A 17,547-nucleotide genomic window follows, 5' to 3' on the forward strand; every position below is an offset into this window, starting at 1 on the left:
ATTCTGTCTATTAATTGATCATAGCCTGACAAAATGATACCAAGGTGTTAAGACGTTCTTTAATGTTATTCACTCTTGTTTGTATGGTTTCAGGCTTTTTCGCTCCTTGCAGAAATGTAATATCTAATTCTAACAGACGCAGTTGCTTACTCATCTCAGTATGGTAAGACTGCTGACGTGAGTTTAAATCTGTTAAAGATGCAATTTCTTTAACAAAGTATTGCTTTAATTCAATCAGACTTTGACGTAAACCAGGAGCATCTAATAGATTTTCAGAGATATCATCACTCAATAACTCCAGTAATGTTACAAATTTTTGATATATTTCCAGATTTACAGACATCTAAGTTTTAATAAAATTTACTAAAAATAGTATTGCAAAACTTTACGACTTTTCCAAACATTAGACATATTATGTCAAATCAGCTAAAATAGACAAACAAATTATAAGTTCTGTCCTTAAAAACCAACTGGCTGAACTTATCAGTACCCAGTTGAATCTTAACGCAGTCCGTGAAGTTAGAGCTTCTAAAACTAATTAAACTGGATGCTTTTTCCGTATAATTAGCCAATATGTGTTAATTTCAACTTAATTTCTTTCTAAAATTTGCTTTCTGAAGACTTTAATTTTAGTGCAAGCGTTGAACTATGTTTGAGGCTTAAATTATTAGTTATAGATTTTTAAACTTACATATTTGGAAACCAGTAATGGATATATATTTGTAAGTAATCAGGAAATCTCGACTGTACTACTTTTCACCCATCAGCGGGACAGCATCTTCTAATTATGACGGTGCTGTCATTTTCGTCTATATCTGAACTTAGTCACTAAAAACCTATCATATCTCTTGTATGAGCAGCTTACTTCTTGATTCTTCAGTTGATGTCAGCCTCCCGGAATGGCTTAAGAAATGTTTACGAGAAACATCAGCAAAAAGTAATGTGGGGGAAGATGAACGAACGCACAATGACTCTATTTTGATATGTAATGCCTTTAAATTTGCTTATCAACTCCATCAAGGTCAGTCACGCAAATCTGGAGAACCGTATATTGCCCATCCAGTTGCTGTAGCCGATTTACTCCGAGATTTAGGGGGTAGTCCTGCTATGATAGCAGCTGGATTTCTTCATGATGTAGTTGAAGATACAGAAGTTACAATTGAACAGATAGAAGAAAATTTTGGTCCAGAAGTTAGACTACTGGTAGAAGGTGTTACTAAACTTTCTAAAATCAATTTCACTAGCAAAACCGAAAGCCAAGCAGAAAATTTCCGCAGAATGTTTTTAGCAATGGCCCAGGATATCCGGGTAATTGTGGTCAAGTTGGCGGATCGTTTGCATAATATGCGAACTCTGCAATATATGTCAGAAGCCAGCCGTCGTCGTAGCGCCCAAGAAACCAGAGATATTTTTGCACCTTTGGCGAATCGTTTGGGGATTTGGCGGATTAAGTGGGAATTAGAAGATTTAGCTTTTAAATATTTAGAACCGGAAGCTTTTAGAGAAATTCAACAGCACGTTTCCGAAAAAAGAACAGCTAGGGAAGAAAAATTAACTAAAGCGACGGAAGTTTTAAAAGATCGAATGCGACTGGCGGGGATTAAATGTTTAGATGTGAGTGGCCGTCCTAAACATCTTCATAGCATTTATCAAAAAATGCAGCGACAGCAAAAGGAATTTCATGAAATTTACGATTTAGCTGCACTGAGAATAATTGTTCAGACTAATGAAGATTGTTACCGGGCTTTGGCGGTAGTTCATGATTCTTTCCGCCCTATTCCTGGCAGATTTAAAGATTACATTGGTTTACCAAAACCTAACCGTTATCAATCTTTGCATACTGGGGTAATTGGTTTAACAGGTCGTCCGCTAGAAGTGCAAATTCGGACTATGGAAATGCACCATATAGCAGAATACGGCATTGCCGCCCATTGGAAGTATAAGGAAACAGGTGCTTCTAATAGTCAAGTGACGGGAACAGATGAGAAATTTACTTGGCTGCGACAGTTATTAGAATGGCAGAGTGATTTAAAGGATGCACAGGAATATTTAGATAGTGTCAAGGATAATTTATTTGAAGATGATGTTTATGTCTTCACCCCCAAAGGTGATGTTGTACCTTTAAGTCCTGGGGCTACTACTATAGATTTTGCTTATCGCATTCATACAGAGGTGGGAAATCATTGTGCAGGGGCGCGGGTAAATGGACGGATTGTACCATTATCAACGCGTTTACATAATGGTGATATTGTTGATATTATTACGCAAAAAAATAGCCATCCTAGTTTGGATTGGTTAAATTTTGTGAGGACTTCGGCGGCGAAATACCGGATTAAGCAATGGTACAAGCGATCGCACCGAGATGAGAATATTGCTAGGGGTAGGGATATTTTAGAGAAGGAATTGGGTAAAACGGGTTTTGATAATTTACTCAAGTCTGATGCCATGCACACTGTGGCAGAAAAGTGCAACTATCACAGTGTTGAAGATTTATTAGCAGCTTTGGGTTATGGTGAAATTACTTTAAATTTGGTATTGAATCGCTGGCGAGAAGTGATTAAGGTAGAACAACCTGTGGCTGATGTGATTCCATTTATACCCAAGGAATCTACCTCAAAAACTGCTAGAGAATCACAACCGATATCTTCCCGTGCGAGTGATTCACCAATTATTGGTGTGGAGGGGTTGGTTTACTATATTGCCGGGTGTTGTACACCAATTCCAGGGGAAGGAATTATTGGTGTGGTGACAAGAGGTCGAGGTATTTCTGTTCATCGCCAAGGATGTCAAAATGTAGATCATGTGGAGTGTGAACGGCTAGTACCTGTGAGTTGGAACACCGGAGTTATAGAAACTCAAAGCCGTCCTTACACTTATGCTATAGATATTCAAATTGAAACTTTGGATCGGGTAGGTATCCTCAAGGATATTTTGTCCCGGTTAAGTGACCAAGGTATTAATGTCCGTCATGCTAATGTAAAAACGGCTTTAGGACAACCTGCACTGATGGATTTAGGTATTGATGTCCGCGATCGCACGCAATTGGAAAATGTGTTTATACAAATTAAAAAAATGAGTGATATTCTCAACATTCGCAGAATTGGCCAAGTTGAAGAATCCCCAGGATAGTTTGACGACTTTGTGGGGACGTAATCAACAACGTCTCTACAAAAACATTTCTACAAAAACATTTCTACAAAAACATTTCTACAAAATAGTAGATAGACGGACATGATATGGTTTCTGCTTACCTACTCAAACATTTTTCATAGCTTTTGAAAGTTTGCCACCCTGTACCTTGATAACCATATTCAAATATTTCTGGGTGCAATATTTCCGCTAAAATTTCCACAGAGTCAACTAACCGAGGGCCAGGACGATTAAAGTAGGCGTTACCATCGGTGACAAATACCCTTCCCGTTTTGACAGCGTGGAGTTGTTCCCATTCTGGACGCAAAGTTAATAGTTTTGCTTCTTCCTGAGTTCTTTGTAAGTCAAAACCACAAGGCATAAAAATGATCACATCTGGGTTACTAGCAACTAATGTTTCCCAGTTTACTCGGACGGAAGGTTTACCAACGGCACTAAATAAAGTCTGTCCACCTGCTAAATGGATTAATTCAGGAACCCAATTGGCAGCAGTCATCAGGGGATCAGTCCACTCGATACAAGCGACTGTAGGCATTTCTCCGATGGAAAGGCCTTGAATTTTACGATTGCAAATTTTTACTCTTGCTTCTAGATTTTCTAGTATTTTTACTGATTCCACACCAAAGATTTGGCCTACTCTCTCGATATCATTCCATACATCCCGCAAGGTATTAGGTTGTAAAGAAATGATCTGGGGTGAACTGTGGGTAAGTTGGGTAATGGCTTTTTCTACTTCTGGTAGGCTGACTGCACATACATCACATTGATCTTGTGTGAGAATGTGGGTAGGTTGCAATTTTTCTAAAACATCAGTTTTGATTTTGTAGATGCTTAAAGCTGATTGTAAGATTTTACCTACATTATTATGAATGTTGTTGCTGGATGCTTTACCATCTAGACGGGCTTCGGTACAAATCGGCAGGTGTGCTATTTCTGGTGGGTAGTCACATTCATGCGATCGCCCGACAATGGCATCTTGTAAACCCAGTATAGCAGCAATTTCCGTCGCGCTAGGAATTAGAGAGACAATTCTTATATCTGTATCTATCATAAGTTTTACCTCCTGGAGAAAGGAGTTATGGGATTCTAGAATTACGGAAGTTCAGAATAAATGGAGTCAATTTTTTTATCAGATGCTGCCACCTTTTATTATCACAGACTTTCGGAAATAGAGTATCTATCTTTAGAACAATAAATATGCAACACACTGATCTAATATAAAAGACGCATCATCAGAATTATCCAAGAATTACCCGATTTAAAACCTATAAATCTAAAAAGATTAGGACGTGATCAAATAGATTAGCAGAAAGGACAGAGGAATTACTGTGCGGTATTAGTAGATTTAGAGCAAAGCAAGTTAATTGCAATTTTACCTGTTTTAGGGAATGGGGAACAGAGATTCTAGAAAATATAGAAGCAGTCAGTATAGATTTGTGGAGTAGCTATAAAACTTTAGTAACAGAATTAATGCCGAATGCTCAAGTTGTAGCTGATAGATTTCACGTAATGACACAGATTAATACAGAAAAATTAATTATATCAATATATCTCCCTTTTGATACAGGAAAAATAATTCTACTATCCCCAATAATAAAAGTATATTTTCAGTATTTACAAACGCAGACAAATGAAGAATTATCATGGATAATCTTATTACCTACAACAATGATAAAGGACTCTTGGCTTACATTCAATTTCTGTCATCAAAGGCAGTAAAAACACAATATGATGGAACTGATCCAGTATTTGACTTTGAAGATGCACTTGATCAAACAGAAATAGCACATTTAACTATAGATGAACTGAAAAAAAATCCGGAAATTAACTCCTTATTTACAGAACGCTGGTTACCTGCACCGATAAATTTAGATGAATTAAGTAAACTTCCACAAGGAACTTTAGGTTATACTTATGCCCAGGAAATGAAAGCTAGAGGCTTTGATCCTAACTTCTACAAAACAGTTCCTGTTGTTGATGATATTTCTTATTTGAAGATGCTTTGGAGAACTACCCATGATATTTATCATGTAGTTGCTGGCTTTGATACTGATGTTGTGGGTGAATTGGGTTTACAGGCTTTTATCTTAGCACAAACTCCCATTCCTATCAGCATCATGTTGGTAAGTTTTAGCATGGTTTTAATTAGTCTTTATCAACCTACTAAATTCAAACCTTTAATGGCAGAAATATCTCGTGGTTATCATCTAGGTTCTCATACTCCTATTAAATTCATCACTCAAAAATGGGATCAATTTTGGAATGTTCCAGTTACTGAAATTCGCGCTCAATTAGGAATGAATTCAATTTAAAGAGAGTTTGTCCTAAGTTGACAATTTTATCGTCAAAAATAGACTTATGTTGACAAACATTGACATAAGTTAGCTAAGAAAAATCCCAACTTGATGTATAATCCTAGTATATCAAGTATTGAATAAGACTATTACCGACGCGAAAACCAAGCATTGATAGTGGTAGTCTGTTTCCAAATCTTAACTTGAGAAAGTCGCGTTGGGCTACAGCGTGCAAGTCTACCGAGGGATAACCGCTCCCATGCTCCCATTGAAGTAGAAAGTGAAGTCTAGCTTTGTCTAGGTTTTATATAGCAGAAAGTATACAATATTGTCATTACGCCAATACATAAATTAATACTTTTGTCAATAGCAAAAATGGCTAAAAGTATTAAGTTTTGTGAACAAAATATTAAGTTTTATATCTTAATGTAAGAGTAAAAATATAATCTCTGTAACATTAAACAAAAGAAGATAATAAGGAAATATTTCATGCCCTATACCGAAGAAGAAGGCGGTCTTCTCAATAATTTTGCCCGTGAACCCAAAGTTTACCAAGCCGAACCACCAACGAATGGGCAGAAGCGTACCTATATTATTTTAGGAGTTGCTGCTGCGCTTTTAGTGAGTGGTGTGGTTTATGTAGCCTTCGCCGTATCTAGTGCTGGTTAATAGCAACACACTTTAATAAAATTAAATATCTTTAGTTTTTCAGGTTCTTATCTAAGGAAGAGCCTGATTTTTTGGTTTTTTGCTAGGATTGAATAGATTTTTAAGTCTAATTAAACACTTTTAACCTTACAAACTCCAGAAAAGTTAATTCATCCTGAAAAAAAAATTTTTATGTGAAAAGCAAAATAAGGAGATTTTTTAATCAGGATATATATTGTAATTAGGCTTTTGTAGCCATCATGAGCGTGAATGAAACTTCAACAACAGATAATTTTACCTTGAATCGGCAGACCTACCAACGCCTAAAATTTGCCTTGAGCATTGGTTTACGACGACAGATATTTTTTGCCGTATGTGATGACTTACACCTAAGAAATCAAATAGCCACTAGATTGCATTCTAGCCTGGCCTATCCGGTAGGTCAAGTTTTATATCAACTAGGGGAGACGGGAGGAATTAGCACTCCTGCCTATCCTAGATTAGTAACATTAAGGTTGAACTTAAACGATCCTAACCCCATAGCCCAGATAAATCAATGGTTAGCGAATTATCCACCGCCAATCATTGGTGAAACAAAAGATCAACCAGGCCGTCCTTTACCCATACCAGCATTTCAGATTGTTGGTGTAGAATTATTAACCAAACAATCAGTATCTGTACAACGTTTATTTGTTCATTATTTACGGTTAAGTGAACAGTATTTTGCTACCCAGGAAGCTAGTTCATTTTTAGAATCTAGTTTATTATTTTGGGTTCCTCGTCCTTGGTTGTACACTATCCAACAGTCAGCACCCAAATTTTGGCAATGTCGGACAGGTATATTTATTTTTGCAGGAGAACCAACACCAACAGTAAATAATCGCTCTTATCCAGAAAATTTATCTAGTTTAAGAAGTGTAGATTTAGAAAATACTGACAAATCAGTTGCGGATGAATCTATAATTTCCGAGGAAGAAATTAATAAAACTATTGAAGAGTTTAAATTTATTGAAGATGATGATTTCCTAGAAGATAGTTATGAGAATTTAGCCGAGAAATCAGAAAATTTAGAGCAAATATTTACCAATAATCAAGTTATTCCTAAACTTTCTTCCTTGCTGCATATTAATGATGAGTTAGTGTCTTTAGTTCAAGTCACACTAAATCAAAATATTTCTGAAGATGCCGAGGAAAATTTACAACCAAAACAAATACTTTGGGAAATTGAACAATTAAAAATTCAGAAAGCACCAAAAGAAGAAATTGCCACTGGTTATCATAAATTAGGCAATTTATATCGCTCCCGGATTGAAGAAGGACAAATAAGTTTAGAAAACTTGATGGTAGCGATCATTGCTTATCAAGAATCTGTGAGTCATGATGATAATTCACCCCATTTACCAGATACATTAAATGATTTAGGTACTCTCTACTGGATGTTGCACCGCACACCAGGAAGTAGTGAAGAAGGAAAAACTTATATAGAACAGGGGATTGAATTTTATCAGTTAGCAATTAAACTGATTACCCCAGATAGTCAACCAGAAATTTATGCCCGTGTACAAAACAATTTAGCCACAGCTTATGGTGATTTAACTAGATATTCTAACCCAGTAGAAAATTGGCAAAAAGCTGTGCAGGCTTACAATGAAGCACTACGTTATCGTACAGAAAAAAGTGATCCTTTAAAGTATGCTGCTTGTCAAAATAACTTGGGAACTGCCTATTGGCATTTAGGACAATATAGCGAACCAATTGAGCATTTACAGAAAGCAATTACTGCTTATAAATCAGCACTGATTTATTATCAAGCTGATGATGAACCTAGCAAATATGGAATGCTACAAAATAATATTGGTACTGCTTATTGGAATTTATCTCAATATAATAAACCACTGGAAAATTTACAGTTAGCTGTTGATTTTTACCAAGAGGCTTTAAAATATCGCACACCGAATAATACTCCTACTGCTTGTGCTGCAACTCGGAATAATTTAGGAACAGCTTATTGGCATATAGCTAATTTACCAGAAGTCACCAAAGAAATTCGTCAAAATTTTCTCCAACTGTGTATTAAAACCTATCAAGAAACTGTGAGTTTAGCTAATTCCTTAAATTCAATTAATTTAAGTTTTGATTTATTGGCAACTTATAATAACTTGGGTTTAGCCCATTATACATTAGTTACAGATCCTTATTTTAAGGAAGATAAGAAAACGCTTTCTCAACATTTAGAATCTTCTTTAGCTAATCATGCACAAGCATTAGCTGGTTTAGGGCAAAATCCAGAAGCTTATCAAACAACTTTCAATCATATAATCAAAATCATTCGTACCTTCCATAATGAGTTAGGTATTCAAGGACAAAATCTAGCTTTATCAAAAATTCCTAGTCATTTAATTCCTGAGATTTTACCTAAGTTGTAAATTAGGTAATGGGTGATTGGTTGAATTACAAATTATTTATTTCAACGGACTTGATATAATATATTCTTTTATTACCTGTTCCTTGTTTAATTACCAACTCAGACTTATGAGAGAAATATTTCTAGAGGTTCGCAATCTACAAGTTGAATTTTCCGGTGATGGTAGTCAGGTTAAAGCTGTGGATGGTATCAGCTTTAATTTATGTCGAGGGGAGACTCTAGGAATTGTGGGAGAGTCTGGAAGCGGTAAATCGGTGACAGCGTTAGCTATTATGGGTTTGTTGCAATATCCCGGTCAGGTGAGTGAGGGAGAAATTTTATTTCGTCCCCAGGAAAATGCTAAACCGATGGATTTGTTAGCTTTACCTGCGGAGGAAATGCAACTCTATCGGGGTGGAGATATTGCGATGATTTTCCAAGAACCAATGAGTTCTTTAAACCCGGTTTATAATATTGGGTTTCAGCTAACAGAAGCAATTATGAGACATCAAAATGTGACTTTAGCTGAAGCTAAAAGAATTGCTATTTCAGGTTTACAAGAAGTTAAACTTTTACCAAGTGATGAAAATATTCAAGCACAATATTTAAATAATTGGCATTTTACCAACCCACAAACACCTTTACCTAATGATTTTCAGTTAGCGCAATTAGTGAAGGAACACAAATCAGCAATGTTAGCACGTTTCCCTCATGAATTGTCTGGAGGTCAGCTACAAAGGGTCATGATTGCTATGGCAATTTCTTGTAATCCATCATTATTAATTGCAGATGAACCAACTACAGCTTTGGATGTAACCGTCCAAGCAACAATTATTGAATTGATGGGAGAATTACAAGCAAGTCGTGACATGGGAATGATTTTTATTAGTCATGATTTGGGGTTAGTTTCAGAAATTGCTGACTATGTTGCAGTTATGTATAAAGGTAAAATTGTGGAATATGGTGCAGCAGAACAAATTTTTAGTCATCCTCAACATCCATATACAAAAGGTTTAGTCGCTTGTCGTCCTTCTCTTGATAGTCGTCCCCATAAATTACTGACAGTTTCTGATTATATGAATGTGGAAGAAGATGGAGATGGTAGAGTCGTAATTAAACCCCAAGAACCATCTGCACCAAGGGAAGTAACCAGGGAAGAAATTCATACAAGATTAGAAAATATTACCTCTCAAAAACCACTTTTAGAAATTAATAATCTGAAAGTTGGTTTTCCCATTCGGGGTGTTTTTGGAGGAACGAAACGTTATCATCTTGCTGTTAATGATGTTTCTTTTCATGTTTTTCCGGGAGAAACTTTAGGATTAGTGGGTGAATCTGGTTGTGGTAAAACAACTTTGGGGAGAACTTTACTCAGGTTGATTGAACCAATGGCTGGTAAAATTATTTTTGATGATCAAAATATCACTAATCTCAAGGGAAATACATTACAAAAATTACGTCGAGAAATGCAAATTGTTTTCCAAAATCCCTTTAGTTCTCTTGACCCCAGAATGAAAATTGGTAATGCAGTAATAGAACCTTTATTAATTCATGCTGTTGGTAAAACTAAAAAACAAAGAAGAGATAGAGCGGTAGAATTATTAGAAAGGGTGGGATTAAGTGCTGATGATATGAACCGCTATCCTCATCAATTTTCCGGTGGACAAAGACAAAGGGTTTGTATTGCACGTTCCTTAGCTTTAAACCCTAAATTTATTATTTGTGATGAGTCGGTTTCCGCTTTAGATGTTTCTGTCCAAGCACAGGTTTTAAACCTATTAAAAGAACTGCAACAAGAATTTAACCTCACCTATATTTTCATTTCCCATGATTTAAGTGTGGTCAAATTTATGAGCGATCGCATTTTGGTCATGAATCAAGGTAAAATAGTAGAATCTGGTACAGCGGAAAATATTTACCTGCAACCGCAACAAGAATATACACAGAAATTAATTGCAGCAATTCCTACAGGTAATCCTGAAAGAGTGAAAAATAAAAATTTGAATTAAGTTAAAACTTGAAAATTACTATTGTAGTAACGCACCATGATTAAAGGTTTACTTGTCAAGGTGTTGGTGCGTTACGCTGTCGCTAACGCACCCTACTTATTTCCTCTCCGCAATTCTCAACTTCGCAGAACGAGAACGGGGATTTTGTTTAATTTCTTCCTCAGTTGCAATAATGGGTTTCTTAGTTAACACCTTTAATAACTCCGAACCTCTCAAACCATGTTTAGCAATTCTATCTTCCAAACTATGAAAACTAATAATAGCAATTTTCCCCCCAACAACCAGCGCGGGTGGTGCTTTTGCTATCAACGTTTCTAACACCTGTAATTCATCATTAACAGCAATTCTTAAACCTTGAAAAACACGAGTTGCAGGGTGTATTCTTCCATGACGATATTTAGGAGGAACAGAATAAAAAATTGCCTCTGCTAATTCTGTCGTCGTATTAAATGGACGCTTTTCTACAATTCTCCTCGCAATTCTCCGTGAAAGTCTTTCCTCACCATATTTAAAAAATATATCAGCTAACTCTTTTTCATCCCATTCATTAATAATATCAGCAGCGGTTAAAGATTGTTGTTGATTCATTCGCATATCTAAATTAGCAGCATTTCTAAAACTAAAACCCCTTTCTGGATTATCCAAATGATAGGAACTCACCCCCAAATCAGCTAAAATTCCATCATAAGTATGTTCAGGAAATTGAAAATCTGCAAAATTGCTATGAATAAAATTAACCCTATTTCCAAACTCAGCTAAATTATTTTTTGCTGCATTTAAAGCATCCAAATCTTGGTCAACTGCGGTAATTTTTATATTTTCAGCACTTTCTAAAATTAAGCGACTGTGACCACCACCACCCACAGTTAAATCTAAATAATTTCCACCTGGTTGAATATCTAAACCCGTAATTACTTCCTGACTTAAAACAGGAATGTGAGAAAAAGCAACTTCATCTAAATCTATGGGAGTTTGTAAATCTGATTGCATTATTAGTTGATTAATTTATTAAAATGTAACTATTTTTTGCTTTTCAAGGAGAGGACTAAAATCAATTCCCTGCCAATCTTTAAACAATTCAGCAATTTCTTCTGGTGTTGTAAAATTATCTGTGAAATATTCAAATTGACAACGATCAAGATTCAGGAAAAAGCTCAAAAAACTACAGTGATCTTTTGCGCCAAAACCAAGGGGACAATCAACACGCCAATTATCTACACTTGTGGCATATTCTTTAATAATATCACATACCTTAGTAATTTTAATAAAATATTTTTCACATAATTCTAATAATTCAAAAGGATTTTTACCGATTTCACAAAATAACTCTATTGCTTGGTAGGTTGAATTTGTAGGACGATATTTAAAATCAATTAATGATTCACAAATGTCTAATGCTACCAGAAACTTTTGTTCAGATATTTTGTTCATTCTTACTTATGCTCCTTTAGTGATAATTATAGACCAGGGATATTGCTTGTAGGCTATTTCATGAGCATCTCATTGATTTATAGATTAATTACTAAGTCAGATTCCAGAATTTCATGCTTTAGTAAAACCTCATCACTATCAATTTTTTCTCCTAACGTCATTCTTTTCCAACTAACCACCAACATAAAATCAGCAAAATTACCCAGATTTAGATAAAATTCATAATTAGATAATACCACTGATTAAATATTGCCATCCCACATACACCCTCAAGGTAGATGAAAAAAAATATAGAGTATTAATCTCTGGAATCGCCAGATCCCTATAATAATTGAAGAAGCTAGACAAAATAAAACATCACGTACAACTCCAAACCTGCTATCCTGACAAGCTGAAAATTAGCAGATGCGGTAAATCGCCTCTGGTTAGCATCTTGGCGGTTCAATACAAATTCTTGATAACGGGAGAACAACAAAATCTATGAGTAGAATAGAAACCCGCACTGAACCAATGGTGCTAAATATGGGGCCTCACCACCCTTCCATGCACGGGGTTCTCAGATTAATTGTTACCTTGGATGGTGAGGATGTCGTTGACTGTGAACCAGTCATTGGCTACCTACACCGAGGAATGGAAAAAATTGCCGAAAGCCGTTCCACAGTCATGTATGTCCCCTACGTTAGTCGTTGGGACTATGCAGCGGGAATGTTTAACGAAGCAGTAACAGTTAACGCACCGGAAAAACTAGCTGGTGTGGAAGTTCCCAAACGCGCTAGTTACATCCGGGTAATTATGCTGGAACTGAACCGCATTGCCAACCACTTATTATGGTTTGGGCCCTTCCTTGCTGACGTAGGCGCTCAAACTCCCTTTTTCTACCAATTCCGGGAACGAGAAATGATTTATGACCTGTGGGAAGCTGCTACAGGTTATCGGATGGTCAATAACAACTACTTCCGCGTTGGTGGTGTAGCTGCTGACTTACCCTATGGTTGGGTAGATAAGTGTTTAGAATTTTGTGAATACTTTTTACCTAAAGTAGATGAATATGAACGCTTAGTTACCAATAACCCGATTTTCCGTCGCCGCATTGAAGGTATCGGTACAATTACCCGCGAAGAAGCGATTAACTGGGGGCTTTCTGGCCCAATGTTACGCGGTTCTGGGGTGAAGTGGGATTTACGCAAAGTTGACCACTATGAATGTTACGATGACTTCGACTGGGATGTACAGTGGGAAACCGCAGGTGATTGTCTGGCGCGTTACATGGTGCGGATGCGGGAAATGCGGGAATCTGTCAAGATACTCAAACAAGCCATCAAAGGTTTACCTGGTGGTCCCTACGAAAACCTAGAAGCTCAACGGATGATGGCGGGTAAAAAATCTGAGTGGGATGCTTTTGATTATCAATACGTTGGTAAGAAAGTTTCTCCTACTTTCAAAATTCCTCAAGGTGAAATTTACTCCCGTGTCGAAAGCGGTAAAGGTGAACTAGGAATTTATCTAGTTGGTGATAATAATGTTTTCCCTTGGCGCTGGAAAATTCGCCCTGCTGACTTCAACAACCTGCAAATTCTGCCTAGTTTATTAACAGGTGTGAAACTAGCAGATGTGGTGGTTATTCTGGGTAGTATTGACGTGATTATGGGTTCTGTTGATAGATAATTACAATTACCCTTATCCCCGATTTCGTTCTGGAGTCGGGGATTTTAGATTTTATATGATGTGAAATAAGATGAAATGCTTTGGAAATGAGATATAGTGTTTTTCTGTTTTTTTTTAAATATAAATTTTTAGTTAAAATTACCAGTAAAATCATTTTTTCAAGTTACTGTTTTGATTATGTTTTGGAAAAATCGTGACTAATCAAGAAATTCTTTGCTGAATTAATTCAAATGTTATAATAAGTTCCTATAGAAAGCCAAAAAATTACCTGATTATTATTTTATATCTATATCATGCAAACTTATTCTAACGCAGAATTTGAAAACATTCCTAATCATCCTCTTGAGCAGGGTTTACAGCAACTACTTGAGCGACTGATCAGCAAAATGCAGCGAGATGAATTAATCCGAAATACCATAAATCAAGTGAGAGAATCCCTTGAAGTTGACCGTGTAGTGTTGTATTACTTTTATGAAGAATGGTATGGACAGGTAACATTTGAGTCTTTGATTTCTCAAGAATTATCAATATTTGGTTCAACTGGTGCAGAGAATTGTTTTAACTACGAGTATGCAGCTTTATATTTAGCAGGAAGAACAAAAGCGATCGCTGATATCGAATTAGAACCTATTGAAACTTGTCATCGAGATTTTCTTCGCAGCATCCAAGTACGTGCTAACTTAGTAGTACCAGTTTTGGTACCAAGAGGTTTATGGGGTTTGTTAATAGCCCATCAATGTCATAAACCTCGCTTATGGTTAGAAACAGATATTAAAATGATGCAAATTGCAGCGCAAACTTTATCTACAGACTCTAATGTTTTAGAGAGTTAAGTTTTTTTGAAATTATGGATTCCCAACCCGCTCTACATCAAATCATAGCCAAACAGATCAACAATAATCCCCACAAGCGTATTACCTTTGCCGAATACATGAATATGGTGCTATATCATCCAGAATATGGCTACTATTCCAGTAATGCAGTTAATATTGGTTTTCAAGGGAGTGACTTTTTTACATCTTCTAGTTTAGGTAATGATTTTGGTGAATTACTAGCTATCCAATTTTTCCAAATGTGGGAAATTTTAGGAAAACCAAAAACATTTTACTTAGTAGAAATGGGGGCAGGAAAAGGTATTTTAGCAGCCCATATTTTAACTCATCTACAATTAAATTATTTGGATTTTTTCAGAGCAGTAGAATATATCATTGTTGAAAAATCCCCAAGTTTAAAACAGGAACAACAAGAAAAATTAAAGGAATTTCCGGTAAAATGGTTGACTTTGGATGAAATTAAACCAAACTCTATCATCGGTTGTTTTTTCTCAAATGAATTAGTAGATGCTTTCCCCGTGCATCAGTTTGTTTTACAAGAAGGGAAATTACAAGAAATTTATGTAACAATTCAGAAAAATCAAGGAAGTAATGTTTCTGAATATTCTGAAAATTCATTTATAGAAGTAATAGGTGAACCATCCACACCACAGTTAGCAGAATATTTACAATTAGTGGAAATAGATATCAGCCAAAATGCCTATGAAGACGGTTATCGCAGTGAAATTAATTTAGCTGCTTTTGATTGGTTGAGTATAGTGGCAGACTGCTTGGAACGAGGTTATGTGTTAACAATTGATTATGGCTATCCTGCCAGCCGTTATTATAACCCCAGGCGATCGCAAGGAACTCTACAGTGCTACTACCAGCATCGTCATCACAACAACCCCTACATCAACATCGGCAAACAAGATATTACCGCCCATGTTGACTTTACAGCTTTAGAAGTTTGGGGTCAAAAATGCGGTTTAAATCCAGTGGGTTGGACACAACAAGGTTTATTCTTAATGGCATTGGGTTTAGGTGCAAGAATAGCCGCCCTTTCCGATCAAGAAAAATCCATATCACAGCTACTCAAACGCCGAGAATCATTACACCAGCTAATTTCCCCAGAAGGACTAGGTAACTTTGGGGTTCTAGTACAAAGCAAAGGATTAACACAAACACAAAGTCAGCGATCGCTCCAAGGACTAACCATACCAGAGTAGAGGTGACAGGTGCTACGCCACGGTGACAGTATTAAAAGTCTATTTTTGTCGAAGTTTTCTGATCATGTTGTCAACCACCACTTTGACGGGGACTATCAAAGGTTAAAACTATATATAAGAATCCTGAATCTGTCCTTCTTGGACTAGCATAACAGTGATTACATTAAAGTTAAAAACCTTGGGAAATAAATAAATTATGACTGCTCATGAATTGATTTTGTTAGTAACCCTACTTAGCCCCGGCATTTTACTATCAGTTGTAATTATGGCAACTTTCGCTGCCGGCGGCTAGTTGGAAAATAGGAGGATGGGGAAATAGAAAGACTGTGAAACGGGGAAACAAAAAAATTCCCCACTATCCATTCCCTATTTCCTTCTCTACCAATGACCAATAACCAATAACCAATGACTAAGGAAAGTGAAACATGAAGGTTGCATTTCTGGGAACTGGACTGATGGGACTACCGATGGCTCAAAGGTTATTAGCTGCCAACATAGAACTAATAGCCTACAACCGCACCCCAGAAAAATTAGCACCGCTACAAGCAGCCGGGGCAGAAATTGCCACAAAACCCCGTGAAGCCATTCGCTCTGCTGACTGTATAATTCTGATGCTCTCCAACGCCGCAGCTATTTATCACGTCTTGCTCACAGATACCTCTTGGCATACTTTATCAGGACGCAGCATCATTCAAATGGGAACAACCACCCCCCAAGAAAGCCAAGAAATTAGAGATGCGGTAGTTGCAGCAGGTGGTGAATACATAGAAGCACCCGTACTCGGTAGTACCCCAGAAGCGGAAACAGGTAAATTAATTGTCATGGTCGGTGGTGAACAAGAACAATACCAACGCCATCTCAAATTACTACAAAATTTTGGCCCCGATCCTGTTTACATTGGCCCTGTAGGATCAGCAGCATCTTTAACTTTAGCCCTCAATCAACTCATTGCTTCCCTAACTACTAGCTTTGCCCTCAGTCTAGCTTTTGTACAAATGCAAGGCATAGAAATAGACTTATTCATGCGTGTCCTGCGGGACAGTAAACTTTATGCCCCCATTTTTGATCAAAACCTGAAGCGGATGTTAGAAGGCAACTACACAAAAGCCAACTTACCGACTAAACAATTGATCAAAGAAATAGATTTATTTATCTCTGAAGCTAAATCCCTTGGTTTGAATCTCAGCAGTATTGAGGGCGTAAAACACATTTTACAGTCAGCAATGAAAATGTCCTATCCCGAAGATGACTATTCTTCAGTATTCCCCGCTATCCGTGAATGGGGAGAAGCCAGCGGAGAATAGTTGACAGGTGACAGGTGACAGGTGACAGATAATTTTAATTAATCACCTATTACCTATTGCCAACCTGATTAAAATGGGATGTCATCTGGATCAGGTTCTGCCTCTGTCATCGGTTCATAGGATGGAGGCTGAAAGTTTGCCTGTTGATAGGCAGGTTCTGGGGTTGCTGGTTGAGGTACTGTGGTTGTGGGTATTGGGGCTGGTTGATATGTTTCTGCGGGATGCTGTACTGCTGGTGGTACAGTGGCCGCTACTGGTGAACTTGTTTGCACACCCTTACTCACAACATGAATTTTTTGTATTGTCAACTCAGCGCGTTTTTCTTTAAAACCTTCAGGACGATCAAAGGTGTTCATTCCTAATCTACCTTCAATGACTACGCGATCTCCTGGATGATAATTTTGATGAACTTCTTTGGCTAAATTTCCCCAAGATATTACTTTTAAAGGGTATGAAGGATCATCTGGCCTCAACCCGGCAACATGAACGATCATTTCTGTCACTTCCAAGCCATCCGGTGTATGCCGTAATTGGGGAGCATCATAGATTTCTACCATTAAAATACAACTGTTCATAATCTTTCCTTTTAATCGAATTATTA

17 protein-coding genes are annotated in these 17,547 nt (G+C 36.9%); 11 read left to right on the plus strand and 6 right to left on the minus strand.

Annotated features, from left to right (window positions below):
- Window positions 1-10: 10 nt before the first annotated feature.
- Window positions 11-343 carry a heterocyst frequency control protein PatD gene (gene patD, locus WJM97_RS17125; RefSeq protein WP_353929990.1) on the minus strand — a complete coding sequence of 111 codons (333 nt, stop codon included), beginning with the start codon at window positions 341-343 and terminating at the stop codon, window positions 11-13.
- A gap of 509 nt (window positions 344-852) precedes the next feature.
- On the opposite strand from patD, the gene WJM97_RS17130 reads away from it, so the two are divergent.
- On the plus strand, window positions 853-3,129 hold the full coding sequence (locus WJM97_RS17130) for a bifunctional (p)ppGpp synthetase/guanosine-3',5'-bis(diphosphate) 3'-pyrophosphohydrolase (RefSeq protein ID WP_353929991.1): 2,277 nt from the start codon (window positions 853-855) through the stop codon (window positions 3,127-3,129).
- Between the two features lie 118 nt (window positions 3,130-3,247).
- Here the strand turns inward: WJM97_RS17130 and WJM97_RS17135 are convergent, their stop codons facing one another.
- A complete protein-coding gene (locus WJM97_RS17135; RefSeq protein WP_353929992.1) occupies window positions 3,248-4,201 on the minus strand; it encodes a cobalamin-binding protein in 954 nt (317 codons plus the stop codon).
- A 197-nt stretch (window positions 4,202-4,398) separates the two neighbouring features.
- Here WJM97_RS17135 and WJM97_RS17140 point away from each other — a divergent pair, with 197 nt between their 5' ends.
- The 6 genes from WJM97_RS17140 to WJM97_RS17165 all read left to right on the plus strand — a co-directional run bounded on the left by WJM97_RS17140 (window position 4,399) and on the right by WJM97_RS17165 (window position 10,505).
- Entirely contained in the window at window positions 4,399-4,443 is a 45-nt protein-coding gene (locus tag WJM97_RS17140) for a KxYKxGKxW signal peptide domain-containing protein (RefSeq protein WP_353933199.1), read from the plus strand.
- Between the two features lie 141 nt (window positions 4,444-4,584).
- Window positions 4,585-4,869, plus strand: coding sequence for a transposase (locus WJM97_RS17145; protein ID WP_353929993.1), 285 nt, complete (start codon window positions 4,585-4,587; stop codon window positions 4,867-4,869).
- Window positions 4,794-5,462 (plus strand): Coq4 family protein, encoded by a 669-nt coding sequence (locus WJM97_RS17150; RefSeq protein ID WP_353929994.1) that lies wholly within the window; start codon window positions 4,794-4,796, stop codon window positions 5,460-5,462. The genes WJM97_RS17145 and WJM97_RS17150 overlap by 76 nt, the downstream gene beginning before the upstream one ends.
- A gap of 471 nt (window positions 5,463-5,933) precedes the next feature.
- Window positions 5,934-6,113: a ssl1498 family light-harvesting-like protein gene (locus tag WJM97_RS17155; RefSeq protein ID WP_353929995.1), complete on the plus strand. Its 180-nt coding sequence runs from the start codon at window positions 5,934-5,936 to the stop codon at window positions 6,111-6,113.
- A gap of 239 nt (window positions 6,114-6,352) precedes the next feature.
- Complete coding sequence (locus tag WJM97_RS17160) at window positions 6,353-8,518, plus strand: tetratricopeptide repeat protein (protein WP_353929996.1); 2,166 nt, start codon at window positions 6,353-6,355, stop codon at window positions 8,516-8,518.
- Between the two features lie 106 nt (window positions 8,519-8,624).
- On the plus strand, window positions 8,625-10,505 hold the full coding sequence (locus WJM97_RS17165; protein ID WP_353929997.1) for an ABC transporter ATP-binding protein: 1,881 nt from the start codon (window positions 8,625-8,627) through the stop codon (window positions 10,503-10,505).
- A gap of 96 nt (window positions 10,506-10,601) precedes the next feature.
- On the opposite strand, the gene rsmH is transcribed toward WJM97_RS17165, so the two are convergent.
- From rsmH to WJM97_RS17180, 3 genes are all read right to left on the minus strand, one after another.
- Window positions 10,602-11,495: a 16S rRNA (cytosine(1402)-N(4))-methyltransferase RsmH gene (rsmH, locus tag WJM97_RS17170; RefSeq protein ID WP_353929998.1), complete on the minus strand. Its 894-nt coding sequence runs from the start codon at window positions 11,493-11,495 to the stop codon at window positions 10,602-10,604.
- A gap of 18 nt (window positions 11,496-11,513) precedes the next feature.
- Window positions 11,514-11,936, minus strand: coding sequence for a hypothetical protein (locus WJM97_RS17175; RefSeq protein WP_353929999.1), 423 nt, complete (start codon window positions 11,934-11,936; stop codon window positions 11,514-11,516).
- A gap of 77 nt (window positions 11,937-12,013) precedes the next feature.
- The gene (locus WJM97_RS17180; RefSeq protein ID WP_353930000.1) at window positions 12,014-12,175 is read right to left on the minus strand and encodes a hypothetical protein; all 162 of its coding nucleotides are present in this window, start codon (window positions 12,173-12,175) and stop codon (window positions 12,014-12,016) included.
- A 241-nt stretch (window positions 12,176-12,416) separates the two neighbouring features.
- On the opposite strand from WJM97_RS17180, the gene WJM97_RS17185 reads away from it, so the two are divergent.
- The 4 genes from WJM97_RS17185 to WJM97_RS17200 all read left to right on the plus strand — a co-directional run bounded on the left by WJM97_RS17185 (window position 12,417) and on the right by WJM97_RS17200 (window position 16,946).
- Complete coding sequence (locus WJM97_RS17185; RefSeq protein ID WP_353930001.1) at window positions 12,417-13,601, plus strand: NAD(P)H-quinone oxidoreductase subunit H; 1,185 nt, start codon at window positions 12,417-12,419, stop codon at window positions 13,599-13,601.
- A 293-nt stretch (window positions 13,602-13,894) separates the two neighbouring features.
- Window positions 13,895-14,434 (plus strand): GAF domain-containing protein, encoded by a 540-nt coding sequence (locus WJM97_RS17190; protein WP_353930002.1) that lies wholly within the window; start codon window positions 13,895-13,897, stop codon window positions 14,432-14,434.
- A gap of 14 nt (window positions 14,435-14,448) precedes the next feature.
- Window positions 14,449-15,642, plus strand: coding sequence for a class I SAM-dependent methyltransferase (locus WJM97_RS17195; protein ID WP_353930003.1), 1,194 nt, complete (start codon window positions 14,449-14,451; stop codon window positions 15,640-15,642).
- A gap of 425 nt (window positions 15,643-16,067) precedes the next feature.
- On the plus strand, window positions 16,068-16,946 hold the full coding sequence (locus WJM97_RS17200) for an NAD(P)-dependent oxidoreductase (RefSeq protein WP_353930004.1): 879 nt from the start codon (window positions 16,068-16,070) through the stop codon (window positions 16,944-16,946).
- A gap of 68 nt (window positions 16,947-17,014) precedes the next feature.
- On the opposite strand, the gene WJM97_RS17205 is transcribed toward WJM97_RS17200, so the two are convergent.
- Entirely contained in the window at window positions 17,015-17,521 is a 507-nt protein-coding gene (locus WJM97_RS17205; RefSeq protein ID WP_353930005.1) for a single-stranded DNA-binding protein, read from the minus strand.
- Between the last annotated feature and the right edge of the window lie 26 nt (window positions 17,522-17,547).

Source organism: Okeanomitos corallinicola TIOX110 (assembly GCF_038050375.1).
GTDB classification, from domain to species: Bacteria; Cyanobacteriota; Cyanobacteriia; order Cyanobacteriales; family Nostocaceae; genus Okeanomitos; species Okeanomitos corallinicola.

Bases quoted from the DNA above. Each gene is read 5' to 3' on its own strand.
- patD (WP_353929990.1), bottom strand. From the start codon at position 343: ATGTCTGTAAATCTGGAAATATATCAAAAATTTGTAACATTACTGGAG.
- WJM97_RS17130 (WP_353929991.1), top strand. From the start codon at position 853: ATGAGCAGCTTACTTCTTGATTCTTCAGTTGATGTCAGCCTCCCGGAA.
- WJM97_RS17135 (WP_353929992.1), bottom strand. From the start codon at position 4,201: ATGATAGATACAGATATAAGAATTGTCTCTCTAATTCCTAGCGCGACG.
- WJM97_RS17150 (WP_353929994.1), top strand. From the start codon at position 4,794: ATGGATAATCTTATTACCTACAACAATGATAAAGGACTCTTGGCTTAC.
- WJM97_RS17155 (WP_353929995.1), top strand. From the start codon at position 5,934: ATGCCCTATACCGAAGAAGAAGGCGGTCTTCTCAATAATTTTGCCCGT.
- WJM97_RS17160 (WP_353929996.1), top strand. From the start codon at position 6,353: ATGAGCGTGAATGAAACTTCAACAACAGATAATTTTACCTTGAATCGG.
- WJM97_RS17165 (WP_353929997.1), top strand. From the start codon at position 8,625: ATGAGAGAAATATTTCTAGAGGTTCGCAATCTACAAGTTGAATTTTCC.
- rsmH (WP_353929998.1), bottom strand. From the start codon at position 11,495: ATGCAATCAGATTTACAAACTCCCATAGATTTAGATGAAGTTGCTTTT.
- WJM97_RS17175 (WP_353929999.1), bottom strand. From the start codon at position 11,936: ATGAACAAAATATCTGAACAAAAGTTTCTGGTAGCATTAGACATTTGT.
- WJM97_RS17185 (WP_353930001.1), top strand. From the start codon at position 12,417: ATGAGTAGAATAGAAACCCGCACTGAACCAATGGTGCTAAATATGGGG.
- WJM97_RS17190 (WP_353930002.1), top strand. From the start codon at position 13,895: ATGCAAACTTATTCTAACGCAGAATTTGAAAACATTCCTAATCATCCT.
- WJM97_RS17195 (WP_353930003.1), top strand. From the start codon at position 14,449: ATGGATTCCCAACCCGCTCTACATCAAATCATAGCCAAACAGATCAAC.
- WJM97_RS17200 (WP_353930004.1), top strand. From the start codon at position 16,068: ATGAAGGTTGCATTTCTGGGAACTGGACTGATGGGACTACCGATGGCT.
- WJM97_RS17205 (WP_353930005.1), bottom strand. From the start codon at position 17,521: ATGAACAGTTGTATTTTAATGGTAGAAATCTATGATGCTCCCCAATTA.